The sequence below is a fragment of the Novosphingobium sp. AAP1 genome (assembly GCF_001295765.1).
GTDB classification, from domain to species: domain Bacteria; phylum Pseudomonadota; class Alphaproteobacteria; order Sphingomonadales; family Sphingomonadaceae; genus Novosphingobium; species Novosphingobium capsulatum.
In genome coordinates, this window is sequence record NZ_LJHO01000014.1 from 1 (window position 1) to 23798 (window position 23798).

The following is a 23798-nucleotide window of genomic DNA, read 5'->3' on the forward strand; positions in this document are numbered from 1 at the left end:
GACGGACGTACATGTGGTCGGATTGGACATCGCGAAGTCGGTCTTCCAGCTGCACGGGCTGGATGAGGCTGGCACCATAGTTTTGCAGAAGCGACTGACACGAGCGAGGTTGCTGCCGTTTTTCGAAAAGTTATCGCCTTGCCTGGTCGGAATCGAGCCCTGCGCGACGTCGCATGCGGATTCCGAGGCGATGCCGGCCACGATTCCGATTTGATGCCGGCCGGGATTCCGATTTGATCCCGGCCACCATTCCGAGAAATTCCCGGTCACCTTGTTTGGGGTGCGGAGCCTGATACTTGGCGCCATCTTTTCGGCTGAATAGCAGCCGGGAGGGATGGATGCCGACGAGGAGGCCAAAGATGCGCGATGTGCGCGAAGTGATGAGACTGCATCGCGAGGGTGCGGTGGCGATGCGGGAGATTGCCCGGATGACTGGGATCGCCCGTTCAACGGTGCGTGACATGATCCTGCGCTTCGATCGATCGAACCTTTCATGGCCCGTGCCGTCCGAGATCAGCGATGCAGAACTGGAGATGCGCCTATACGGCCCGGCCGGGGTGAAGCCGGGGCGGCGTAAGCTGCCAGAGCCGGACTGGTCGGTCGTAGCGCGCGAGATGAAGCGTAAGCACGTGACGCTGCAGGTGTTGTGGGAAGAATACATTGCCGAACACCCTGACGGCTATCGCTATAGCCGGTACTGTGACCTGTTCAGGGGCTGGGAAGGACGGCTGCCGCTGACGATGCGGCAAAGCCACGGCGGCGGCGAGAAGCTGTTCATCGACTATGCCGGTGACAAGGTTCCGGTGATCGATCGCGAGACCGGCGAGGTCCGTGAGGCGCATATCTTCGTCGCGGTGATGGGCGGCTCGAGCCTGTCGTTCGCGCTTGCGACCTGGACCGAACAGATGGGCGACTGGATCGAAGGGCACAACGCTGCCTTCGCCTTCTTCGGCGGGGTGCCGCAGTTGCTGGTGCCCGACAATGCCAAGGTCGCGGTGATCAAGGCGTGTCTGTTCGATCCCATGGTCAATCGCAGCTACACCGATATGGCCCGCCATTACGGCACTGCAGTGCTGCCGACACGGCCCAGAAAACCACGGGACAAGGCCAAGGTCGAGGCTTGCGTCGGCATCGTCGAACGCTGGCTGCTGGGGCGACTGCGCAACCGGATATTCCATAGCCTGGCCGAGCTCAACGCTGCGATCACCGACTGCATGGTGCGGCTCAATGACGTGCGGGTGGTGCGCCAGTTCGGGAAGACCCGTCGCCAGATGTTCGAAGAAATCGACGTGCCGAGCCTGAAGCCGCTGCCGACCGATCCCTGGGTTCACGCCGAATGGAAGCGGTGCCGGGTCGGGCTTGATTATCACATTGCACTTGAGCGGCACCATTACTCAGTACCCTACCGCTATGCCCGCCGTGAGGTCGAAGCCCGCTTCACGGTGCGCACGGTGGAGATATTCCTCGGCGGTGAGCGCATCGCGGTGCACATGCGCGGCAGTGGCAACGGACGCCACACGACGATCCCGGACCATATGCCATCCAGTCACCGACGCTATGGTGAGTGGACGCCGGCGAAGATCCGCGAAGAAGCAACCCGCATCGGGCCGATGCTGTTGCTGTTAGTCGAGAAAATCATCGAGGGACGGCCCCACCCAGAGCAAGGCTACCGATCCTGCCTTGGGATCATCGGGCTTGAAAAGTGCTTCGGCGCTGAGCGGCTCGAAGCCGCGGCATTGCGCGCGCTGGAGATCCAGGCCCGCACTTACCCCTCGGTCAAATCGATCCTCGAAAAGGGGCTCGACAAGGTTCCGGTGCCCAAGTCCCCCGATCGCGCACCGATCGACCACGACAACATCCGGGGCTCACAATACTACCACTGAAAGGAACCAGAGTGCTCAAACATCCAACCCTTGATCTGCTGGGCCAGCTTGGTCTGCCCGGCATGGCGCAGGCCTTTGCCGACCTTGCCGACAATGATGAAGCGGCCGGCCTGAGCCACGCCGAATGGTTGGCGCTATTGCTCGACCATGAAGCCACTTACCGCAATGACCGACGTCTGGCGTTGCGTCTGCGCCATGCGCGATTGCGCCATCACGCTGTGCCCGAGGACGTCAATTACCGCGCCCCGCGTGGTCTTGATCGCCGCCTGTTCGACATGCTGATCAAGGGGGATTGGATCGCAAAGCACGAGAACTGCGCGATTATCGGGCCAACTGGGATCGGCAAGAGTTGGCTGGCTTGCGCGCTTGGCCATCAGGCGTGCCGCGACAACCGTTCGGTGCTGTACACCAGGCTGCCACGGTTGATCGAGGAACTGGCACTTGCCAAAGGCGATGGCCGCATTGCCGCCCGAATGAAGAGCCTGGCCAGGGTCGATCTGCTGATCCTTGACGATTGGGGCCTCGATCCCCTCGACGGCAATGCCCGCCACCATCTGCTCGAAGTCCTTGAAGACCGATATGGTCGGCGCGCGACCCTTGTAACCAGTCAGCTCCCTGTGTCCCGTTGGCACGAACTGATCGGCGATCCCACTTATGCCGATGCCATCTTGGACCGCCTTGTTCATAACGCACATCGGCTAGAAATCAGCGGCGAGTCCATGCGCCGCCAAACCACCGCCGTCGCGGCTTGACCACCACCGAAACTCAGTGCCATTAGCAACCAGCGATCAGGCTCACGCTGGCCGGCATCAAATCGGAATGGTGGCCGGGATCAGATCGGAATAGCCGACCGGCATCGTCGGAATCCGCAACGTCGCATTATTGGGCTCGCGAGATCGCCAAATTTGGTCATGAGGTACGGCTGATGCCTGCTCAATATGTGAAGCCCTATGTGAAGCGCCAGAAGAACGACATGGCCGATGCCGAGGCGATCGCGGAGGCAGTGACGCGCCCCACCATGCGTTTCGTTGCGCCGAAAGCGCCCCAGGAGCAAAGCGCAATGATGCTGCACAAGGTGCGCCTGATGCTCAACCGTCAACTGGTGATGCTCACCAATGCCATTCGTGCGCACATGGCTGAGTTCGGGATCGCCGCGCCGGTGGGGCGCATCGGCGTAGACCGGCTGCTCAAGGTCATCGAGGATGGGACCGATGAACGTCTTCCTGCAGCAGCACGTCAGTGCCTGCAGATGCTTGTTGCCCAATTGAGCCTTGTGAAACAGCAGATCCTCGAAAACGATCGCCAAGTCCTCGGCCTGGCCCGTTCAACGGAGCTTGGTCGTCGTCTCATGGAAGTGCCCGGCATCGGGCCACTGGTAGCCTCGGCATTGATAGCATGCATCCCCGACCCGTCGGTATTCCGGTGCGGCCGTAACATGGCAGCGTGGATGGGCCTGGTGCCACGGCAAAACTCATCGGGCGGCAAGGAGCGGCTTGGCTCCATCACCAAGGCGGGCAATCGCTATCTGCGCCAGATGCTCTTCACGGGCGCCATGGCCGTGATCCGACGCGCGATGCAGAGCACGCGCCGCACATGGCTCGTACGTCTACTTGAGCGCCGTAAGCCGAAGGTCGCTGCCATCGCACTGGCAAACAAGAACGCTCGGATCGCATGGGCCATGATGATGCGCGGAGACCGCTATCGCGAGCCGATGGCTATCGCTGCATGATACCGCGCGGCTGAAGGCTGCGCTTCGAGGTTGGAAAGGGCAAAGGAGCTATTGCACAAAAGCTGGTCGACACCGCCGGATCAGACCACCCTACTACGCCCAAGCACTCCGAGTGCGAGCAAGTGATCAGGGATCCGGTCCGCGGAAGGCATTATGGCCAGCGGCAACGACAGCCGCATCAAAGGCCGGACACATGGCCGCACCGACCACCAAGTGCACACGCTCACCAAACCCCTTGCCAACGGAGAGCCGTCCACACATGGGCGCGAGCCGCCGATTTGGGCATCGTCCTTCCGTCTGCAGCGATCGCCTTAATAGTCGTCGTTCGGGCGCCTGATTTGGTACGCCGGAAGCGGTCGTTTGTTTATCGATGCCGCTGGCCCCATGAATGACCTGGGTTGAATGGGAGGCCAAATTAGCGGCTGGTTGCCAACCGTTTTCGGTAGAGAGCATCAGGGCCTTTCAAAGCCTCAAGGCGGATAAGCCGATGGGCAAATCCAACGGCAGTGGGCGCGCCAATTAGCGCGGCACCCAAAATCGCCTCCAACACGCTCGGCTGCCATCCTGCCAGAAAGGCCGCACCGTAAACCATCACGAAAAACAGCGACCATATAAAAAATGCAAGCTCTGTGAGACTCGACATCGATTTGCTATGATAGCGCTTGTGAGCGAACCGCCAGAATGCTGCCTTCATTTCATCTACCTACGGTAAGGACTGCAGCAGATTTGACTGACCATAGTTCGCTTGGCAAGTTGCCTGGCCTCCTGGAACTGGATGGGGGCCTTTTGATTGTTTTTGGCGCAAAGCCGACCTTAGGAAACTGTTAGATATAGCGACCAATGAAAATCTACACTTCTGCAGGCCAAGAGCTACTCGATACAGGTGATGACCGTTCCGGCCACGATCTCGACAGCATCGATCTGTCTGGCCGCGATCTTCGCCACGCGAACCTTGAAGGATTCAACTTCAGTGACGCCAGCCTACGTTCGGTCGATCTGCGAAACGCCGACCTCTATTGGGCAATCATGTTCCGCGCCGATCTCACGGACGCTGATCTACGTGACGCGGTTTTACGCGGCGCAGATCTGAAAGAGGCCCGATTGGCAGGCGCAGACCTGCGAGGCGCCAATCTTACCCAGGATAACGTCGGAGGAGCTACACAACTGCAAGGCGCCTGCCTCGCCAACGCTAAACTGCAAGGCGCGTTGCTGACTGGCGCTAAATACAATGATGCGACCCAATTCCCGCAGGGCTTCGACCCCGAAGATCAAGGGATGAAGAAGGTCACTCGTTGATCCAACTGGAACATCGGCAAATGGGCGCGAACTGTCATTTTGACCATCGCCTCGTCCTCCACCAAGATCGCCTTCATAGCAGCCGTTCAGGCGCTTGAGTTGGTACGCCGGAACCGGTCGTTTGTTTATCGATTTCGCTGGCCCCAGGAATAGCTTGGGTTGGTGGTTGGCTGACGTGCGGTTTTTGAAGTGGATGCGGTTAGAGGGGCCTTTCCCGATAGGTCCACACTTGCACCAGTGTGAAGGCAAGAGCGACCAGGAACAAGCCGAAGATCAAGTAGCCAGCCCAAACCGGAACGTCTGAACGCGTATTCAGCACCCAAACTTCTAGATTGGCTGACGCCCACAAAAGCAAACTCGGGAGAGAAATACCCCTGAACATGTTAACCCAGCCTATGCGCTCACTTATATAAATCAGAATCAGCGGAATGAGCGCAGTGAAAAACCATGGGCTTGCAAGATCATGGACACCCAGTTTATCGAGAGCAAAAATACTTCCAGCATATACCAAGCTGAGGCTTGCCAACTTCAGCCTATTTGTCCACGGTCTACACACTTTCGCTTCTCTCGATTTGTACCTGCAACGGCAGGCTGACGGCTTTCGGGCGGGTTGGCAATCCGGATCAACGTCTGCAAGGGCGCGCGAGTCACCGAGTTGGGCATGACGCCGCGATCGCCTTAACACCCGACATTCAGCGGCCAGAACTGGGACGTCGGAACCAGTCGCCCGTTCACAGTTGCCGCTGGGCGCTTGAATGATGAGGGCTGGTGGATTCGAGACAAGCAGGTTCCAGAGATGCCTCCTCGTGAAAAACTCGCTATCATGACGCGCTTCGTCCGCCCTTCAACTAGCATCGCGCGGCGAGACATTAAGGGAAGAATCTGCCGCACATGAGCGAACCTGAAGACGAATCCGATCCGTTGACGAACAGAGCTGATCCGCAGCTGGAGCGAGATGTCCACGAAAGCCTGCCCGCTCGGGACATCGCCAGGATAGGTTCTATGGTGAAAGCGCTAGGTGCCCGGCAGAGCAAGTTCGATGCGGTCACGAAGTTGACCCAGATGGGCGCCCTTACCAAGCTGAGCACCGGCGCCCAAATGTTGGCCCTGTCAGACAAGGTTTCTGCGCTCACCAACATCGGCGCGACGAGCAAGCTTGCCTGGATGCTGGACGAGACAAACCGGCATTCACGCCATCTACAGGACATGACCAGCACCGCGCGCCTGCTCGCGCAGAGCGGTATACTCGCGGAGAATTCAAAACTGGCGGCCCTAGCGAGCGCCTATCCAGGCAGTACGCTGCCGAACTGGGCGATCCTTCAGAACCATTCGAATATTGGTCAGTTGATGCACCCGCAGCGCTGGGCGGAACATTTCTCGGCCGCCCCCTTAGGCTATGTAACGGATCGCGCCAGCAGGTTCGCAACCGGGGGGCTTGTCAGCGAGCAGCTTCGGCTCTTGGCGGAACGCGCGGCCGGTATAAGGGGCAGCGCTGGGATTGGCGCGCTGCTGGTCTCACCAGGGGTCGAGGCGATGCTGGCCCGCAATGTCCGTATCGGCGAAACACTCTCCAAACTTTCGGTTTTCGCTGGCGCCATCGATACGATCGGCGCTTTCAGTCCGGTGAGCAGCGCAGCCGCGGGTTCGCTGCTTGGCGAATGGCAGACCCGACCTGACCTACCCGAAGAATTCTGGCACCGTCGGTCGGTCCGTCAGCGTTACTATGAGGAAGCGGAGGTCGACCGCGGCCTTATCGATACCCGCAACACCGAGATCGTTGAGGTTCTCGTTGAGAGCGGACTTGTCGAGGGGCAGGTTCGTGGAAAGCGCGTCACCGCCGTGATTGAGGCCGGCCCGCTGAGCGTCGAGGTGTCGGCCTCGCGCACGCGCATCGGAACCTATCGGGCGATCACCGGCTTTGAAATCGCGATGCGCGGCCTCGTCAGGCGAGTGCTTGTGCAAGCCCAGATCGACGCTGGCGAAAACCCGGATGCATGGTTCAAACAGCGCGTTCCCGGCGATATTCTACAGCGAGCAAAAGAGCGCAAAGCAGATGCCGAACGCGCTGGCGAACAGGTTGCCGATCTCATAGCGTTTGTCGACCTGGGCGATCTGATCCCCATCGTGACGCTTAAAAAGAACTGGCCGGTATTCCAGCCGATCTTCGGCAACGCGGAGGATTTCCGGGTGGACATGCGCCGCCTGAACACGATCCGCAGGCCGGCAATGCACTCCCGTTCGATCGATCCTATCCAGTTCACCGAGATGGTCATCGTCATCAACCGCATCAGTTCCATGATAAGGGACAGCTTTGGCTGGATGGCTGAGTGGGACGAAGAGACCTGACGGCGGGCCTGTGCGCCGACCGCCGCCCTCATGGCGGGCGTTCCCGCAGCACGCGGTCGACAACGAAACCGCGCCTTCATTCACCTCGGATTAGGAGCCTGGTGACAGCTACTTTCCCTGGCTATTCACGCTGCCTGCCAGCCGAAAGTGGCGGGGAGTTGCCATGGGCAACATTCTGCGGCTCGGCGTCCTTCTTTTACCGATGGTACGCCTCCGGATGGGCAGCCAGCCAGTTCGCCACGAGCGGCATTTTCCGGTATTTTGCCTGCTCTGCCAAAGTTCTGACGCCATCGACGTCGTAGTGCCCAGCAGGACTTGCGCCAGCTTCAAGAAGGCGAAGAACGATGGCATCCGTCCAACTGCCGAAAACCATGCTTTGCCCGTCGATGCTCTTCGCTGTGGCATCTGCGCCGTGTTGAAGCAGGAAATTCAACAGATCAGGACTTTCGACCCCATACAATGGCGTTCGACCAAGGCTGTCGCGACGGTTGGGATTAGCTCCATGGGCCAGCAACCGCTCAGCGGTTTTTACGCGATCCGCCTCCCGCCCCTCGCAAGCGTAAGAAGTGGCCAATTCAGCCAATGCCGTCTTACCCTCAGGACCGTCAGGATCATCGTCCGCGCTGCGTTGCCCGCCAACGTCGATATCAACTCCTGCGTCCGCTGCCGCGTCAACCAGCTGAGGTGAGCAGCCCGCAGCATTTTCCGCAAAGGCCTGTGCAGCGTTGGCTACGCCCATTTTTTCAAGCCATCCTGCTGCAGCCATTCGGCGAAACAGTTTTGCGTAGCCTCGTTTGATCGCACTTTCCGTGATAAGGATACCTGCGGATTTTGTTGAGAGAACTGGAGAGGCTCTCCAACTGCCGCTTACCGTCACGTTGCCGTCTAGCGGTGCCCCTCGGTCAATCAGGCCGAGAACAGTTTCCTCCGCGCCGTCACCAAATGCGGCCGCGCCGGCCAATTCAGCAGCTTTTCCCGAATGGAAATCGAAGCCTGCCCGTTCAAGCCATGGCAGCAAGCCTTGAGTACCGCGCACCCATCTGTCCGTGCCAGCAACCCGGTCAATTGCTTCTTCGAGTTCAGTCACGCTGTGCGGCATGGCGCTTTCGCTGCCAACATAGCCGATCACCGTCTTTCGGGATTTCCCCGTGTCGAAGGTAACCACGTATGCCGGACTGTCGTTGACAGGCGTTGAATAGGCATGCCTTAGCTTCCAAAAGCCGGCTGCCCGGAATCTCTCGATGAGTGCCGCGACATCGGCAGCAGAAACATTGTCTTCATGGGTGCCAGGCAACAAGACGCCGTCAGATTGTACGAAGCGTCGGTGAGCTTCATCCACTTGACCGACGGGTTCCGTGTCTGTCGTGAAAATCACGCGCCCGTCGCCGTGGATCGTGACCTTGTAAACCGGACAGGGGCCTAAACAGGCAGACCGCTCCAGGGTGATCGCAACCTCAGATTGGTCCACGGCTTTTGCTGCGCGAGCCGCAGATGGAGAGGTGGTAGGCAAGCTGATCACTAGAAATGCTGCTAAAAAGATTGGCTTCTTCATCGGCATTGCGCCTCCGGTCGATCGTTCGGAGCATGGCGGCGGAACTAATCTGGAACAAGTGGCTCGAGATGTCCGCCTTAAGCGCGCGATTCCGATTCGCCGATTTGCCCGTTGCCCCGTCGTCCGCCAACGCCCTCAAAGCCGACGTCCGAGGGTGCCGAACAGTGCGCCCGAACCAGCCGCTCGTTCATGCCAAAAATCTCCGGCCCACCGGACAAAGCAATGGGCCGGAAATTTGATCAAATCTCGGTTCGTTCTGACAGCGTCAAAGCATCATCGACATCGACGCCCAGATAGCGCACTGTATGCTCGATGTTGGTATGGCCCAGCAGTATCTGGATCGCACGCAAGTTGCCGGTCGCCTTGTAGATTAATGCCGCCTTGGTTCGACGCATAGAATGCGTGCCGTACTCCCGCTTGTCGAGCCCGATGGTCGAGACCCACTCATCGAGGAGGCGGGCGTATTGGCGGGTGCTGATATGCCCCATATAATCGATCCGGCTGGGAAAAACGAAATCGCCCAACGAGCCTTTGCGCCGCTCCAACCAAGCCAGCAGACTTTTGCGCGCCTCGGTCATGATTTCAAACTGGACTGGCAGGCTGGTCTTTTGCTGGATAACGGTCGCGCGATTGCGAATGGACCCGCCGCTGACGAGATCGCCGATGCGCAGCTTCACCAGATCACAGCCGCGCAATTTGCTGTCGATGGCGAGGTCGAACAGGGCTCGGTCACGCAATCGCTTGTGCTCATCGAGATAGAAACGGATGGCCCAAATATCCCGTGGCCTCAGCGGTCGTTTCGGGCCCACATTCTGGCCAGCGTTCCAAGGGCGCCGTTCATGCACGGCGGGGTCAAGATCTGAATGTCCCATTGTGCTTCTCCTGCGGCCGACATGGCCAGCGGCAGGATACGCCTCTTGAGGAATCCGCGCCCAATGTTATAACGTTCGTATGAACGCCAGCCTCAAGATCACCAAGATCGGCAATTCCGCCGGTGTCGTCCTGCCCAAGGAATTGCTCGCCAAGCTGCGCGCGGGCGTGGGCGACACGCTATATGTATCGGAAACCCCCGACGGCATCCGCATCACCGCCGCCGATCCCTCATTCGAGGCCAAGATGGCGCTGGCCGAGCAGATCATGCGCGAGGACAGGGATATTCTGCGCGTGCTGGCCAAGTAAGATGGGTGAAGTCACTGAACCAGTCTGGATTGAGGCTGAACTTGCGCTCGCCATCCACGACCGCCAGCTAGCCGAGCATGGCGGGCCGATTGGGGTGCGTGATGCTGCTGCGCTGGAATCGGCATTGGGGCGGCCACGCAACCAATGGGCCTATGGCGAGTCCGATCTTTGCGCTCTGGCTGCGGCCTATGCCTATGGTGTTGCGCGCAATCATCCCTTCACCGATGGCAACAAGCGTACCGCCTGGGTGCTTGCGCGCCTGTTCCTCGCGCTCAACAACGTGCAGGTCGGCTTTGCGCCCGAAGACGCCATCCAGATGGTTTTAGCGTTGGCCAGTGGTTCGCTCGGCGAGGGTGAAGTGGCGAGGTGGTTCAAGGCCAGGCTATCCTGACCCGCCCTCAAAGCGGTCATTCCCAGCCCCTCATGTACTCGCTGAGAACTGCCCTTCGTTAATGCGCTCTTGCCGGCGCGATCGAACGCGCTTCGAGTTGCGGCAGTTTATTTCCGCCGACAACGTCCGTGAGCTGGCGGCTACTCAGTCCAGGGTCTCGACGGTGCGCCAATAACCGACAGGGCCGTCGTGTTATTCGTCCGTGAGACCTTGAATCGAAATTTCAATATGCTCCCGCATGGAATTGACCAGTGCAGCATGAATCTTCTCGACGAGCCAGCCGAGGTCCTGGCCCCATTCGAGCTTGTACCACCGGCGCACGACCTCTTGGCCATCGTCATCGAAGCGGTTCCAATCGGTCCTAAGGTGGCGCGTGAGGAGTTCAAAAACGTAGAGTCGCTCAAGACTAGGTGCGCAGCTGAGCACCAACACATGCTGCTGGAGACTGCGATATTTGGGCGTGAGCGTTAGCCTGAGTTGGGCTCTGTCGAGCGAGCAATTGAGCCGGAGCGTGAAGAGTTCGGTATACTGGTCGTCGTACTGGTTGAGGGCCAACAACATACTTGTTGTGGCTGCCGTGAACGGGTTGGCCTTGCGGCGCTTGCGCTCTATCTCCGCAGTAACGAGATTGTCGGGTCGTTTCTCACGCGACAAAACGCGAATCATGAAGTTTTCGATGGTCGATTCACAGTAATGGCTATGCTGCGTGACGTCCTTTTCAAAAGCCTCAACGAATTCGTGCTCATCGAATGCCTCTACCAAGCCATCGAACAGCTCTGAAATCATGGCCGTGGCTTGCTCCGGGGAGCCCATTCGTACTTCGGCAGTTTCGAGAATATCCTTGATCGTGCGCGGCTCGGCCACCACCACGTTGCCGCGCTCGGCAGCATCTTCGTCTGCTTGACCGTCTTCGTCGCCTACTCCTTCTTGCCTAGGCGCGCCGAACTCCTTGGCCAATCGCGTTTTGAACTCGGCGAGCCGGCCAGCATCGTCGACCAAGATTTCACGTCCGGTACCCTGGTTAGCGAAGAAAGGAGTTTGCTCGTCGTTGTCGATGAAGGCATCGCGCAGCGCGTTGGCGATGTCGGTGTAGAACACCGCGCCTTCCTCCCGCCGCACACTCGCTTCGAGAAATCCGCGCGTATAAGTGCTGAGCGGATCGCCGCCCATCGAGGTCTGACTGTCCATTGATGATGAGAATTGCAGCACGTTGCGAAAGCCGTCCTTGTGGACCGGTGGTGGTGGCAAGGGTTCACTCTTGATCAGCAAGGTGCCGGAGAAGCAGGCGTCAATTACCTTGACGAGCGTTGCCGGCGAAGCAGCTCGGAACAAGTCGTCGAGGGCGCTGTGTGAGACGCCGGTCAGATTGGGACGTTTGGAGTCGTAGCTTGTTCCGCAATAGTAGAATTCCGCCGTCTGGATGTCACCGTGGCCTGAGAAGTAAAAGAACACCTCGTCGCAGCCACCTTCTGCGGGAAGGGCTTCGCGAACGACGGCGCGAATCTGGTCGGCGTCAAGGTCGACATGGGCATCGATCCGATCAAATCGTTCTGTCGCTTCGAGAAGGGCCGCCATCGCCTCGACGTCGCGCCGGCAGCACTCCAGTGGGTTTTGCTGAGTGTAAGTTGCATTTCCGATCAGGATGGCGATCGAGGGCAAGAGCAATTCTCCATCAAGAATTTCTGTCATGATGGCGCGGGACGATGGCTGCTGCAATCCCGGGGTTGTGTGGAGTTTGCATGGGCTCGAAGCTGCCCTCAGAGCTGACGTTCCAAGAGTTGAAACAGCTTTCCAAAACGTGCCGTTCATTCATCGAACCGTGGCAGAGCGATAGACCTTCAAGAACGACCCGGAAGCTAATGCTGAGTAGCAACATTGGGCTGAGGACGTCCAACGCTTTGATGCTGATTGACGGCAAAGCAACCTTGCTCGCCGGACGCAGAAAGATAAAAGAGATCCAACGGGGGGACCATTTTGACTGAAGTGAAGCACGACCTGCTGGGACGATATCAAAATATTGTTCGCGGTGTGATCGGCGAGCAGCAACGGCGATCCAAGGACGACAAGTGGCGCGTGATCCGTGGACGGTCCGCGATCCGCTCCGCACTGCTCAATATCCGCGAACATCTACCACGTTCGGAGCGCGAGAGCTTTTTCGCCTGGCTCAGTCGCCTAAGCGACGGGTTGGGACCCGAATTTTATTCGTCGCTCAGCAGGGATCTGACGACAAAGGTTCCCGACACCAAATCTTTGTCGGTCGAAAGCGAGCTAGAATGGATCTCTTTCCGGCTTTCAAATCACATCGAAGACCTAAAGGCGTTCCGGGCCGCTGTCGAACGATTGAACGACCACTTCTGGGCGGAAGACGTCGCTAAGATGGGCGCGTCGCTGAAAGAAATCAGGCAGTCTTTCGGACCATCCCTGTGGCTCTTGTCGGCAGAGCTAGCCTTCGAGCAGGAATTCCACGGACTAGAGGCGCAGAAGAAAGTGCTTGAAAACACGCTCCAGTTATACCCGAGCGGACTTCCTGCCTATCTCTCATTCTTTTACAGCATTCGCAATGAAGAGCGCTCAACCTACCGAATTTTCTCAGAAGATTATCGCAAGAGACTAGCAAAAGCGAATTCCAGCTCGGGCCTAAAGATTTACCTAGAATATAAGGTTCTTGGGGTGGTTGAGCCGAGCAGTGAGAACATTTCTACGATACTTAGGATCGAGCAGGCCCAATCGATCTTCGATATTTATGAAACGACGATCGACCTATTGCAGCAGACCATCTCCACCTCATCCCCGCCAGCTTGGCTCCAGTCGGCGATCAACATCCTCGCAGGTTTCGCAGGGATCGGTGACTGGAGAGTTGGCAAGCTGCTCTGCGCGCTCGGGAATTTTTCACCTTCCGGCGCCCAGGGGGAAGAAAATAGCGGACCGCCAGCGCTCGGCGATCACCCGGCCAGGGCATTCTGGGGTTTGGTCGAGGGCCGCATCGCCGAGAGTGAACTTGTCGAGCAGGCGCGGCATTCGAGAGAGAAAACGCTCGCGCAATTGCTCCTCAGCGTGATCAGACGAGACGACAGCTTCGAAGATAGCCTCAGCCGACTGGTGAAAATTTCGCGGAACTTCGCATTTCTGCCATCGCCAAAAGCGGTCGGCTCAATCGCAGACTTTCTCACTTCGGTACCTTTGGCGAGTCGCGCGACGATCGCGATCGCCGCTCTCAATGACAAAGGTGCCCATGCCATCGACCTGCTTTCCCAGAATTTGTGCGTTGCACAGGCTAGCGTTGAAGCGTGGCAACTCCGCGTTGGTCCAAGTGAGGCGCTAAAGTGGGCGGCTTCAAACACTCCCCCACTTAAACACGCGCTCTGCCCTATGGATTGGATTCTCTACGCGCTTCGCGCCGGCGATGTCGATCCGGCCGCCGCAACTGAAATCCTCCGTAAGATTCCCCGCTCGAGTATGACCGACGGACAGCGCTTGCTGCTTACAAATTTCGAACTCAAATTTCATCTCGACGCAGGAGATTGGCGCGCCGCATTGAAAGCGATCGCGAGTGAACTAGCACGAAGCATTCACGTGATTACGATTGTACCCACGCGCAACGCCTTGGCCGGGAGGCAGTGGGACGAACTTCAATCGATGCCCGACAAGTTGGATCTTGCCATTGCGTTATATGCCTATTGGAAACAGACCGATGATAGCCTCCATGCCACATTTCTGCGGTTCTCCTTCGAGGAAGTGCTCTTCGAAAACGGATGGGATCTGCCCTCATCGATAAGTGTGGATCAACTCGAGGATAATCCGCGACTAGTGTTCTTTCTTGAGCACATCTGCATTCCGCAGCTCATGGACACATCCGGGTTCTTCGCCTCAACCGAGGAGCTGTCGCAGGAACGACTCGCGGTCCTTCGCCTGCTCGCTGCGGCGTGCGAAGATCGGCGCGCCGAATTCGAGCAAGACATTGATGCGATAAATGCAGCCAGGATGCTCAAGAGCGGACTGGAACTGGTGGACAGCAATCGGGTCACCGTCGACGTACCAGGGCTCACGCGGTGGGCGAGCCGAACGTTTCGCGAGAGCTACTCGCGTTACCAAGCGCTGCAGGTCGCCGGCATCGGTATCAACGCCAAGTTCGAGGAGATCGTGGAGCAGGTTCGGTCGGCTACTGACCTATCTGGCGAGTACTTCTCAATTCCTACCAGCGAAGCCGATACTCTGCTGCTCGAAATCATCTTGGGATTGAAGGATAAATTTCTCTCTGATGAGCAGTACGGTCTGGAGTACTTCCTCGGCAAGCGCATCCGCCATGGAACCATTGCAGGCCACATGCGCAGCCCCGTGGAAGTCGCGCGCCTGATCACTGAGAGGCGAACGGCGCGCTCCCCTTACGAACGAAACGCGTTCTGGATCGAGCATCTTGGATTTGCCAGCGACGCGCAACGAGACGCCGCCTCTGCGACATTCGATTCCTTTTCGGAACGCTATGACTTGCTCATCAGCGACGTTCGCGACAACTACTTGCATGTTCGCTCGGGCGCGCATCCCAAAGGGCTCTTCGAAATTGCCGTGACGGCTCCGCAATTCCATATCCTCAAAGCGTTCAGTACCAGCGATGCAGATTTCGACGATTTCGTGCACGTGTGCATCCAGACGTTTTGGGGTCTCCTGAGCCCTTCGCTCACCAGGGCGCGGGAGTTTCTGACTTCAGACATCCGAGAAAGCGTCGTTCAATTGTTCGGCGAACTGCATGCAGGCCTCGAAGCGGCCTCAGAAACTCCGGACTGCGTCCAGAATGCAGTTATCGCGATTCAGCGGGCGAGTACCGAAGTTCAGCGCGAACTCGACACGGTGGGGGCGTGGTTCCAGCGCGTAGAGGGTCGCGGAACGCGCACTTTCCGCCTGAAGCTCGCCGTCGAAATCGCCGTGCAGTCGAGCCTGAAGTCGCTGGGAACCTTCCGTCCAAAAATCGTGTGGAATGTACCTGATACGATCGACACGACTCAGTCGGTGCTTTTGGTGATCTGGGAGTTTGTCTTCGTCGCACTCGATAATGCGTTCAGGCGCGCACGAGCTGGAAATGAGCCCGAAATCTCAATTTGCTGCCAAGTGAACGAGACTGCCAAAAGGCTGCGGCTGTCGATCACCAATCCCGTGGGCGACCAGCTTGACCTAAAGACTGTCGAGGCCAAGCTCACGAGTACACGGGAGAAGATCGCAGCAGGCGACATCATGCATGGCGCGTCGTCGGACAGGGGATCAGGCCTTCTAAAGGTCGCGTCCTTCGTCCGCGAGTATCCTTCGGGCACGCTTGATTTCAAGCTTATCGCCGAACCACTGAGCTTTCTGACGGAAATGGAAATACCGGTGATAATCTCGCTAGGAACGGTTACCCTTCAGGTGCCTGAAGGAATCGCACGGTGAGTATTCTTCTGGTAGAGGACGAAGCACCCAAGCGGAAGAACATTCGCTCGCTATTGGAGCAGATGGATCTTTTAGGCTTGGTATCAGAGGCTTGCTCGGTAGGAAGCGCCATAAGATCGCTGCGGTCTTCATCATTCGACCTCATTCTCCTCGACATGTCTCTGCCGACCTTCGATATCGTCGCTGGAGAGAGCGGAGGACGCGCACAGGGGTTCGGCGGGGTCGAGGTTCTGCGTTACATGGATCGTTTTAAACTACCGACAGCGGTCATCGTAGTAACGGCCTATCCCGCCTTCTCGCAGGGCGACAAAGAAATCGATCTCACCGAGCTCGGCAAGAATCTCGAAGCACAACACCCCAAAATTTTTAGAGGAATCGTTTTTTATAATTCGATGTTCTCGACTTGGCGAGATGAGCTGAAAACTAAGATAGAAGAGGTCATCATACGATGAAGGTTCTGGTAGTTGACGATAATGCTGCGAAAGTAGCGAAGATATTAAACTGTATAGATGGGGTTGCGGGCGTCGCTCGCGATGACTGCGATGTCGCGTTTACGATGATCGAGGCTCGCGACAGGCTTTCGCAGAACAATTACGACCTAATGATCCTAGATTTCGTTATGCCGTTTCGCGCGGGGGACAGTCCCCAGACCGAGAGCACGGTCCATCTTCTCACCGAACTGCGCGATCGAAAGCGGTTGCGAAAGCCAGCCCACATCATTGGGCTCACCGCGTATCAGGAGGGCGTGGACGCGCTGCAACCGATCTTCTCGCAGCAGACCTGGACGATCGTGCGCTACTCCGAAGCTGAAACCGACTGGTCGGACCAGATCAAGGCAGGGCTTGCGTGGATCGCCTCGGCGGCACAAAAACCCGAGGAACGCACTTTCTCTATTGATGCCTGCATCATCACCGCGCTCCCGTATCCGGAATACGACGCTGTCCTGCGAAACGGTTGGACGTGGGGGCCAGCTGAGCCGCTCGACGACACGGCATTCATTCGGTATGGCGAGTTCATCTGCGCCGGATCGACCTACAAGGTAGCCTCGGCGCACTCTCCCAAGATGGGGATGATTCCTGCATCACTTCTCTCGGCCAAGCTAATTCAGAAACTGAGGCCAAGGATCTTGGCGATCGCCGGTATCTGTGCCGGTATCAAGGGCCGCGGGAACTATGGAGACCCGATCGTCGCCGACCCCTGCTGGGATTGGCAAAGCGGCAAGCACATCGTTAAGGATGGAGCGCAGGAATTCGAGATTCGCCCCGATCCTCTGCCGATCATGCAAGAAGTGCGTGTCCGCTGGGAACAGCTTAAAGGTGATCGGCAGTTCTGGAGCGACCTTCGCGCCGAATGGCCCGACGCTCCCGACACCGAACTCAGACTTCGTCTTGGTCCCTCGGTGAGCGGCTCATCCGTTCTGGCCGATGCGGCAATAGTGGAGCGGATCAAGGCGCAGCATGGCGGCGTGGTCTCGGTCGAGATGGAAGCCTACGGTGTTTTCTCGGCGACCGCTGCTGCTCCGCGCCCGCGTCCTCTCACATTCAGCTGCAAATCGGTGTGTGACCTCGCCGATGAAAAGAAGGACGACCGCTGGCAAACTTACGCAGCCTTCACAAGCGCAAGAAGCGTCACAGCTTACCTCGAACGCTACATGAGCGAGTTGGCAGATTTGCTCGGCTAGTGTTCGATTAAACACTGTGGAAGTGGCATCGGTCTGCTACGCCGCCCGAACGCTCAGCGATAGGTCGATGCCGCGATTTTGTGGCCTGAGTGCCATCGAACAGTATGCCCTTTCTCGGCTGGAACGGGGCAATATGTTAGGAGATCTAGTCTTGGATACTGACAGCAATTGCCTTTTCGGTTGACCGGCTCGCCGGTTACACTAGCGGATCTTTGCGAGATTTGAAGTTCGTTATTGATGGCTTAAGTGCAGTGTCGCCGAACTATTACCAACGCCCGTGCGCAGGGCAACGTCCGCTTATGCCTATTTGCAGATTGAATCCGGACAGTCCATAACGTCCCCAAAAACTGACATCAGATCGCTCGCGAGGGCAATGGCTCTGTGCCCTCACTTAGGATCGCGAGATATCGACGGTAGCTGAAGACCCGGCCGCGTCGTTTGCCCGTGATTTCGTCCACTACACTCAAACGCTCCAGGTCTGCAAGCGCAGCATTGACTGTCGGTGCCGATAGTCCCGTGCGTTCGACCAGTTGGTTAGCAGTAAGAAACGGGTTCTGCTGAAAATGGTCATGGACCCGTAACGCTGACCCGGCGCGGTCGCTCTCAACCGTGATCCGCTCGCGATCGTCCTTGAACAAATCGACGATGCGAGTTGCAGCGTCGAAGGCTTGGTTTGCGGTGTCAGCAACACCGGTCAGGAAGAAGTCGAGCCAAGCCTCCCAAGCTCCCCGTTCGCGAACTTCCTGCAGCAGCCGGTAATAGTCGTTCCGGTGAGTTTTGAGATACAGGCTGAGGTAAAGCAGCGGCTTGCGCAGCACGCCGTTGACGCAGAGGTACAATGTGACCAGTAGCCTGCCGATGCGCCCATTGCCATCGAGGAAGGGGTGGATCGTCTCGAACTGGACGTGAAGCAGGCCCGCCTTGATGAGCGCCGGCAGTCGGGACTCGCTTTCGTGCATGAACCGCTCGAGGGCGTCGAGACAGCCATCGAGTTCTGTAGTCGGTGGTGGAACAAACAGTGCGTTGCCGGGACGGCTACCGCCGATCCAGTTCTGCGATCGGCGGAATTCGCCGGGGCTATTGGTCCCACCCCGGCCGCTTTGCAGCAAGCGTTCGTGCATCTCGCGGATGAGACGCAGTGATAGCGGCATTTCCTCAAGGCGGTCGAGACCGTGCATCATGGCATCGACGTAGTTCGATACCTCACGGATATCGTCGATCGGTTGACCGGCCTGCGCCTCGGTTTCAAAGCGGAGCAGGTCGGACAGTGTCGATTGGGTCCCCTCGATCTGAGATGAAAGCACCGCTTCCTTCCTGACATACATGTACAGGAAGAGTTCCTGACGCGGCAGCAGCATGGTTATGCCGTCGAGGCGACCCAAGGCACGCTCGGCGAGGCTGAGCCGGTCCAGCAACACCAGCACGTCGATCGGTGGCACAGGTGGCAGCGGCGGCGGCACGAATGCCTTGACCATTTCCCCGGCGACGGGTGTCTCCACGAAACGGCCCAGCCGCAGATTCGGTTCTGGATCAGCCATAGGCACCATTATGCATGGCGCATCTTATTTAAGCAATCGCCACTTCACTTAATTAGAAAATGAGCTAAGATAAGCCCGCTTAAATAAGAGAGGCGGCAAGGTGCGCGATCATCTGGAAAACACCTGGGATTGCGTTCGTGCGTGACGCGCGATCATTCGTGTCCCAGTCCATGTGGGCAAGGCTTGCCAACTTCACGTCCTGCGACGAGAAACTCCCGCATGCGGAGTGATATCGACCATCTGCCCGCGGTCCAGCAAAAAGAACTGGACCGGGTGAAGCAAACACTCATGGGTGAATTTGCCGATGTGATCGCGCGCGCGAACCAGCCGTGGAAGAAGAACGGCAAAATCCTCAAGATCATTTTGTTCGGAAGCTATGCCCGGACAGACTGGGTGGACGAGCCGGAGAATGGCTACCAGTCGGATTTCGACCTGCTGGTCATCGTCAGCCACCCGGACCTCACCGACGTCGCGGACTACTGGTACGTAGCCGAGGACAAGATTCTGCACGACAGTGCGATCGCGCGGCCGGTGAACATCATCGTCCATACGCTGGACGAAGTGAACCAGGCGCTGAGCCGGGGCGAGTATTTCTGGACCGACATCGCCCGCGATGGGATCGTGCTCTACGAGTTGCCGGGCAGAGCACTCGCCACGCCGAAACCGCTAACTGCGGCCGACGCCTATGAGATGGCAGCCGAATATTTTCGCGATCAATTGAAATCTCTCGATCAATGGATCGATCTTGCTGAATTTTCAAGCTCGCGAGCGGCCCAAGATTCAGACTGGAGCCGAAAGGCGGCGTTCAACCTGCATCAAGCGACGGAAACGGCTTACGCCTGCTTCCTGCTGGTAAGGACCCTCTATTTCCCCCGTTCTCATAACATCAAGTTCCTGCGTTCGCTGGCCGAGGACAGTGAACCACGGCTGATCGAGGCTTGGCCCCGCGCCACACGGATCGATCGCCGCCGGTTCGAGCTTCTGAAGCGCGCCTATGTCGAGGCCCGTTATTCGGCGAGCTATGCGATAGGCAACGACGACCTCGACGCCCTCTCGCAATCTGTCCATGCCCTGCGTGACACCATCGAAATCGTCTCTCGCGAACGCCTCGAAACGCTGAAAGCCAACGCCGGCCTCTAACCGCCAAGCGCCTGCTTCCGGGTAGCCTTCCGTTCCGGCATCCGTCCGGAACGGGCCGGTACGAGCCCATCAGCGCCCATCAGCCCCGTTCAATTTTCGGCTTCTGTCACCGAGTCTGAAACTGCCCGAACCGGTCCTGTCCGGTGGGCAGGAGCCTCGACGTGACACCCACCAAACTGCTCATTGGCCAGATCATCGTCGTCTTCGCCATCGTCCTGCTGGGCATTTGGGCGGCGACGCAATGGGTAGCAGTCATGCTGGCCTATCAGCCCGAACTCGGTGCGCCCTGGTTCCGGCTCGATGGTGTGCCGGTCTATCATCCCTGGGCGCTGTTCCCCTGGTGGTATCACTACGACGCCTATGCCCCGCATGTCTTCAACCGGGCAGGCATGGTCGCGGGCGCCAGCGGCTTTCTCGGCTGCGCGGCGGCCATCTTCGGCTCGCTGTGGCGCGCGCGCCAGTCGAGCAACGTCACCACTTACGGTTCGGCGCGCTGGGCAAGCCGCCGCGAAATCGTGCGCGCCGGCTTGCATCGCGACGGCGGCGTCATGCTCGGCACGCTGCGCGGCCGTTATCTGCGCCATGACGGCCCCGAGCATGTCATGGCCTTTGCACCGACGCGATCGGGCAAGGGCGTGGGCCTTGTAGTCCCCACCCTGTTCTCCTGGACAGGCTCGGCGATCATTCACGATATCAAAGGCGAAAACTGGACGCTGACCGCCGGATGGCGCGCGCGTTTTTCGCACTGTCTGCTGTTCAACCCGACCGACGCCGCCTCCGCACACTACAATCCGCTACTGGAAGTCCGGCGCGGCGTGAACGAAGTGCGCGACGTCCAGAATATCGCGGACATCCTGGTCGATCCGGAAGGCGCGCTTGAACGCCGCAACCATTGGGAAAAGACCAGCCATTCGCTGCTGGTCGGCGCGATTCTGCACATCCTATATGCCGAGGAGGAGAAGACGCTTGCGCGGGTCGCGACGTTCCTTTCCGACCCGCAGCGCAGCTTCGTTGCCACGCTGCGCCGGATGATGAGCACCAATCATCTCGGCGATGACAAGAATCCCAAGGTCCATCCGGTCGTCGCCTCGGCTGCGCGCGAATTGCTCAACAAAAGCGAGAATGAGCGCTCGGGCGTGCTTTCAACTGCGATGTCCTTTCTCGGCCTCTATCGCGACCCGACCGTTGCCGAGGTGACCTCCCGCTGCGACTGGCGGATCGCTGACCTAATCGAGGCGAAGCAGCCTCTGTCGCTCTATCTTGTCATTCCGCCATCGGACATCAGCCGCACCAAGCCGCTGGTCCGGCTTGTGCTCAATCAGATCGGTCGCCGTCTGACCGAGCGGCTGGACCAGCCTGGCACGCCCGCACGCCGGCACCAACTCCTGATGATGCTCGACGAATTTCCGGCGCTCGGCCGCCTCGACTTCTTCGAGACCAGCCTTGCCTTCATGGCCGGCTACGGCATCCGCGCCTTCCTGATCGCCCAAAGCCTCAACCAGATCGACAAGGCTTATGGCGAGCAGAACGCCATTCTCGACAATTGCCATGTTCGCGTCGCCTTCGCGACCAACGATGAGCGGACCGCCAAGCGTATTTCCGATGCGCTTGGCACCGCGACCGAACAGCGCGCCATGCGCAACTATGCCGGCCACCGGCTCGCGCCCTGGCTCGCCCATGTCATGGTAAGCCGCCAGGAGACCGCGCGCCAACTCCTGACGCCCGGCGAAGTGATGCAATTGTCGCCCGACGAGGAGATCGTGCTCATCTCCGGGCTTGCACCGATCCGGGCAGGCAAGCTGCGCTATTACCGCGATCGCAATTTCATGGCTCGGGTTGCGCCCGCACCAAAGCTGGCACAAGGCCGCTATGCCGATTGCCCGCAGCTGCGCGACGATGACTGGTCCAACCAGGTGCGCGGCACCGATGCCCGGCTGAGGCACGCCGAGGATACTGCGGGCGGCGAAGACGATGGCGGCATGCAGCAGCAGCGTCATCCCGGCCTTCCCGAGCAACCAGCCAAGAGCGCCGACGCCGCCGAAACGCGCGATCCGCAACTCGCACCCGACGATGACGATATCGCCGCCGACAAGCGCGCCATGGACCAGGCGCAGGGCCTGAGCGCCGTCGCCCGTGGCTATGCAATCAACGAGGGCGCCCACCGCGACCTCGTGCCCGAACTGTGAGGCGGCGATGAAGATTCGCCAGAACCTCTATCTTGACCGTGAGATCGGCGACGCGCTCGAAGCGCTCGCCGCCGGCAATCGCGGCAACAAGAGCCACCTGGTCAACGATGCGCTCCGCGACTGGCTGGCGCGCCGGGGCACCAAGGAAATCGACGATCTTCTGAAAGTCCGTCTCGACCGGCTGTCGCGCGAACTCGATGGCGCGCGCCGGGACATCGACGTCCTGCTGGAAAGCCTGTCGCTGTTCGTCCGCTACCAGCTGATGGTGACGGCACCATTGCCCGAGGCCGATGCTGCAGGCCGCGCCATCGGGCGCGACCGCTTTGAGTCCTTTGTCGCCCAGGTCGGTCGCCAGATCGCAGCGGGCAAACGCACGCTGGCGCCAACGGCAGCGCAGGAAGGCAAGCCATGATACCGGCGGGACCCGATAATGCTGCTGCAGATCGCCGTCGCGCCATGCTGCGCACCGCGATGGGGCCGGCGATCGCCGCTGCGCTCTCCGATCCGCGCGTGATCGAAATCATGGTCAATCCTGACGGCGCGCTGCGCGTGGACATTCTCGGTGAAGGCCGCGTCGATACCGACGTGAAGCTCGATGCTCCCCAGGTGGAGCGAATCATCCGGCTCGTGGCCTCGCATGCCCGTACCGAGGTCCATGGCGACAGGCCCATCGTCTCGGCTGAATTGCCACCGCATGGCCAAGGCGCCGGCGAACGGTTCGAAGGAATTCTCCCGCCGGTCTCGATTGCGCCGTGCTTCTCGATCCGCAAGCCGGCGGCGCGGGTCTACACCCTCATGGACTATGTGACCGACGGCGTCATGTCAGCGGAAACCGCGCGCCTGCTTTCCCTCGCGGTCGTCGAGCGCCGGAATATTCTGATCGCCGGCGGAACCAGCTCGGGCAAGACCACGCTCGCCAATGCGCTCCTCGCCGAGATGGCACACCTCGACGAGCGGGTGATCCTGATCGAGGACACGTGCGAACTGCAGTCTCCCGCAAGCGACACGGTGGCGCTGAGAACAAGGGTCGGCGCCGTCACCATGGGTGATCTGGTGCGCTCGACCCTGCGCCTCAGGCCTGACCGCATCATCGTCGGCGAGGTCCGCGGCGGCGAAGCGCTCGACATGCTCAAGGCCTGGAACACCGGCCATCCCGGCGGAATCGCCACTGTGCACGCCAACAGCGCATCTTCCGCGCTCTACCGAATCGAGCAGCTCATCCAGGAAGCCGTGATCACCGTCCCGCGCCGCCTGGTCGCCGACGCGATCGATGTAATCGTGTTCATCGCTGGCCGCGGCACCGCACGGCGCATCGAGACGATCGCCCGTGTCGCGGGCCTCGACCCCGACGGTGGCTACGCCATCGTCGATTTCTCCCCACCCCTGCCCCCCGATTTTGAAGGAGACTGACATGCGCACGTTTCGCATTCCCAATCGTGACCGCTTTCTTCTGAGCGGC

General features: G+C 59.1%; 19 protein-coding genes and 1 pseudogene. 15 read left to right on the plus strand and 5 right to left on the minus strand.

Features of this window, described 5'->3' with window-relative positions; translation table 11 throughout:
- Positions 1 to 13: 13 nt before the first annotated feature.
- From IP65_RS22030 to IP65_RS17695, 4 genes and pseudogenes are all read left to right on the plus strand, one after another.
- Positions 14 to 175: pseudogene (locus IP65_RS22030) on the plus strand (IS110 family transposase); the annotation flags it as partial.
- A gap of 184 nt (positions 176 to 359) precedes the next feature.
- Positions 360 to 1883 (plus strand): IS21 family transposase, encoded by a 1524-nt coding sequence (istA, locus tag IP65_RS17685; RefSeq protein WP_082350231.1) that lies wholly within the window; start codon positions 360 to 362, stop codon positions 1881 to 1883.
- An 11-nt stretch (positions 1884 to 1894) separates the two neighbouring features.
- A complete protein-coding gene (gene istB / locus IP65_RS17690; RefSeq protein WP_054132500.1) occupies positions 1895 to 2635 on the plus strand; it encodes an IS21-like element helper ATPase IstB in 741 nt (246 codons plus the stop codon).
- Between the two features lie 173 nt (positions 2636 to 2808).
- Complete coding sequence (locus IP65_RS17695; protein ID WP_231627773.1) at positions 2809 to 3612, plus strand: IS110 family transposase; 804 nt, start codon at positions 2809 to 2811, stop codon at positions 3610 to 3612.
- Between the two features lie 415 nt (positions 3613 to 4027).
- Here the strand turns inward: IP65_RS17695 and IP65_RS21465 are convergent, their stop codons facing one another.
- Positions 4028 to 4306 (minus strand): hypothetical protein, encoded by a 279-nt coding sequence (locus IP65_RS21465; RefSeq protein WP_156306705.1) that lies wholly within the window; start codon positions 4304 to 4306, stop codon positions 4028 to 4030.
- A 146-nt stretch (positions 4307 to 4452) separates the two neighbouring features.
- Between IP65_RS21465 and IP65_RS21010 the strand changes: the two genes are divergently transcribed.
- Together IP65_RS21010 and IP65_RS17710 are read left to right on the plus strand one after the other, a co-directional pair.
- Positions 4453 to 4908, plus strand: a complete 456-nt coding sequence (locus IP65_RS21010) for a pentapeptide repeat-containing protein (RefSeq protein ID WP_082350232.1) — start codon at positions 4453 to 4455, stop codon at positions 4906 to 4908.
- Positions 4909 to 5799: 891 nt separating this feature from the next.
- The gene (locus IP65_RS17710; protein WP_054132503.1) at positions 5800 to 7254 is read left to right on the plus strand and encodes a hypothetical protein; all 1455 of its coding nucleotides are present in this window, start codon (positions 5800 to 5802) and stop codon (positions 7252 to 7254) included.
- A gap of 196 nt (positions 7255 to 7450) precedes the next feature.
- On the opposite strand, the gene IP65_RS21470 is transcribed toward IP65_RS17710, so the two are convergent.
- A complete protein-coding gene (locus IP65_RS21470) occupies positions 7451 to 8806 on the minus strand; it encodes a DUF6438 domain-containing protein (protein ID WP_156306707.1) in 1356 nt (451 codons plus the stop codon).
- Between the two features lie 239 nt (positions 8807 to 9045).
- Complete coding sequence (locus tag IP65_RS17720) at positions 9046 to 9678, minus strand: tyrosine-type recombinase/integrase (RefSeq protein WP_054132505.1); 633 nt, start codon at positions 9676 to 9678, stop codon at positions 9046 to 9048.
- 79 nt (positions 9679 to 9757) lie between these two features.
- Between IP65_RS17720 and IP65_RS17725 the strand changes: the two genes are divergently transcribed.
- A complete protein-coding gene (locus IP65_RS17725; RefSeq protein WP_054132506.1) occupies positions 9758 to 9985 on the plus strand; it encodes an AbrB/MazE/SpoVT family DNA-binding domain-containing protein in 228 nt (75 codons plus the stop codon).
- Position 9986: 1 nt separating this feature from the next.
- Positions 9987 to 10376, plus strand: a complete 390-nt coding sequence (locus tag IP65_RS17730) for a type II toxin-antitoxin system death-on-curing family toxin (protein ID WP_054132507.1) — start codon at positions 9987 to 9989, stop codon at positions 10374 to 10376.
- Positions 10377 to 10568: 192 nt separating this feature from the next.
- On the opposite strand, the gene IP65_RS17735 is transcribed toward IP65_RS17730, so the two are convergent.
- A complete protein-coding gene (locus IP65_RS17735; protein ID WP_054132508.1) occupies positions 10569 to 12065 on the minus strand; it encodes a caspase family protein in 1497 nt (498 codons plus the stop codon).
- A 285-nt stretch (positions 12066 to 12350) separates the two neighbouring features.
- On the opposite strand from IP65_RS17735, the gene IP65_RS17745 reads away from it, so the two are divergent.
- From IP65_RS17745 to IP65_RS17755, 3 genes are read left to right on the plus strand one after another with little or no spacing between them, the layout of a single operon-like run.
- On the plus strand, positions 12351 to 15794 hold the full coding sequence (locus IP65_RS17745; RefSeq protein ID WP_156306709.1) for a hypothetical protein: 3444 nt from the start codon (positions 12351 to 12353) through the stop codon (positions 15792 to 15794).
- Positions 15791 to 16246, plus strand: a complete 456-nt coding sequence (locus tag IP65_RS17750) for a LytTR family DNA-binding domain-containing protein (protein WP_054132511.1) — start codon at positions 15791 to 15793, stop codon at positions 16244 to 16246. The genes IP65_RS17745 and IP65_RS17750 overlap by 4 nt, the downstream gene beginning before the upstream one ends.
- Complete coding sequence (locus IP65_RS17755; protein WP_054132512.1) at positions 16243 to 17475, plus strand: hypothetical protein; 1233 nt, start codon at positions 16243 to 16245, stop codon at positions 17473 to 17475. The genes IP65_RS17750 and IP65_RS17755 overlap by 4 nt, the downstream gene beginning before the upstream one ends.
- 353 nt (positions 17476 to 17828) lie before the next feature.
- Here IP65_RS17755 and IP65_RS17760 read toward each other — a convergent pair whose 3' ends face one another.
- The gene (locus IP65_RS17760; RefSeq protein WP_054132558.1) at positions 17829 to 19013 is read right to left on the minus strand and encodes a Fic family protein; all 1185 of its coding nucleotides are present in this window, start codon (positions 19011 to 19013) and stop codon (positions 17829 to 17831) included.
- A 219-nt stretch (positions 19014 to 19232) separates the two neighbouring features.
- Here IP65_RS17760 and IP65_RS17765 point away from each other — a divergent pair, with 219 nt between their 5' ends.
- The 4 genes from IP65_RS17765 to trbB all read left to right on the plus strand — a co-directional run bounded on the left by IP65_RS17765 (position 19233) and on the right by trbB (position 23749).
- Positions 19233 to 20153, plus strand: a complete 921-nt coding sequence (locus tag IP65_RS17765) for a HEPN domain-containing protein (protein ID WP_054132513.1) — start codon at positions 19233 to 19235, stop codon at positions 20151 to 20153.
- A gap of 161 nt (positions 20154 to 20314) precedes the next feature.
- On the plus strand, positions 20315 to 22339 hold the full coding sequence (locus tag IP65_RS17770; RefSeq protein ID WP_054132514.1) for a conjugal transfer protein TraG: 2025 nt from the start codon (positions 20315 to 20317) through the stop codon (positions 22337 to 22339).
- Between the two features lie 7 nt (positions 22340 to 22346).
- Complete coding sequence (locus IP65_RS17775) at positions 22347 to 22751, plus strand: hypothetical protein (RefSeq protein ID WP_054132515.1); 405 nt, start codon at positions 22347 to 22349, stop codon at positions 22749 to 22751.
- 44 nt (positions 22752 to 22795) lie between these two features.
- A complete protein-coding gene (gene trbB / locus IP65_RS17780; RefSeq protein ID WP_231627774.1) occupies positions 22796 to 23749 on the plus strand; it encodes a P-type conjugative transfer ATPase TrbB in 954 nt (317 codons plus the stop codon).
- The last annotated feature ends 49 nt before the right edge of the window (positions 23750 to 23798 follow it).

Bases quoted from the DNA above. Each gene is read 5' to 3' on its own strand.
- istA (WP_082350231.1), top strand. From the start codon at position 360: ATGCGCGATGTGCGCGAAGTGATGAGACTGCATCGCGAGGGTGCGGTG.
- IP65_RS17695 (WP_231627773.1), top strand. From the start codon at position 2,809: ATGCCTGCTCAATATGTGAAGCCCTATGTGAAGCGCCAGAAGAACGAC.
- IP65_RS21465 (WP_156306705.1), bottom strand. From the start codon at position 4,306: ATGAAGGCAGCATTCTGGCGGTTCGCTCACAAGCGCTATCATAGCAAA.
- IP65_RS21010 (WP_082350232.1), top strand. From the start codon at position 4,453: ATGAAAATCTACACTTCTGCAGGCCAAGAGCTACTCGATACAGGTGAT.
- IP65_RS17710 (WP_054132503.1), top strand. From the start codon at position 5,800: ATGAGCGAACCTGAAGACGAATCCGATCCGTTGACGAACAGAGCTGAT.
- IP65_RS21470 (WP_156306707.1), bottom strand. From the start codon at position 8,806: ATGAAGAAGCCAATCTTTTTAGCAGCATTTCTAGTGATCAGCTTGCCT.
- IP65_RS17720 (WP_054132505.1), bottom strand. From the start codon at position 9,678: ATGGGACATTCAGATCTTGACCCCGCCGTGCATGAACGGCGCCCTTGG.
- IP65_RS17725 (WP_054132506.1), top strand. From the start codon at position 9,758: ATGAACGCCAGCCTCAAGATCACCAAGATCGGCAATTCCGCCGGTGTC.
- IP65_RS17730 (WP_054132507.1), top strand. From the start codon at position 9,987: ATGGGTGAAGTCACTGAACCAGTCTGGATTGAGGCTGAACTTGCGCTC.
- IP65_RS17735 (WP_054132508.1), bottom strand. From the start codon at position 12,065: ATGACAGAAATTCTTGATGGAGAATTGCTCTTGCCCTCGATCGCCATC.
- IP65_RS17755 (WP_054132512.1), top strand. From the start codon at position 16,243: ATGAAGGTTCTGGTAGTTGACGATAATGCTGCGAAAGTAGCGAAGATA.
- IP65_RS17760 (WP_054132558.1), bottom strand. From the start codon at position 19,013: ATGGCTGATCCAGAACCGAATCTGCGGCTGGGCCGTTTCGTGGAGACA.
- IP65_RS17765 (WP_054132513.1), top strand. From the start codon at position 19,233: ATGCGGAGTGATATCGACCATCTGCCCGCGGTCCAGCAAAAAGAACTG.
- IP65_RS17775 (WP_054132515.1), top strand. From the start codon at position 22,347: ATGAAGATTCGCCAGAACCTCTATCTTGACCGTGAGATCGGCGACGCG.
- trbB (WP_231627774.1), top strand. From the start codon at position 22,796: ATGCTGCGCACCGCGATGGGGCCGGCGATCGCCGCTGCGCTCTCCGAT.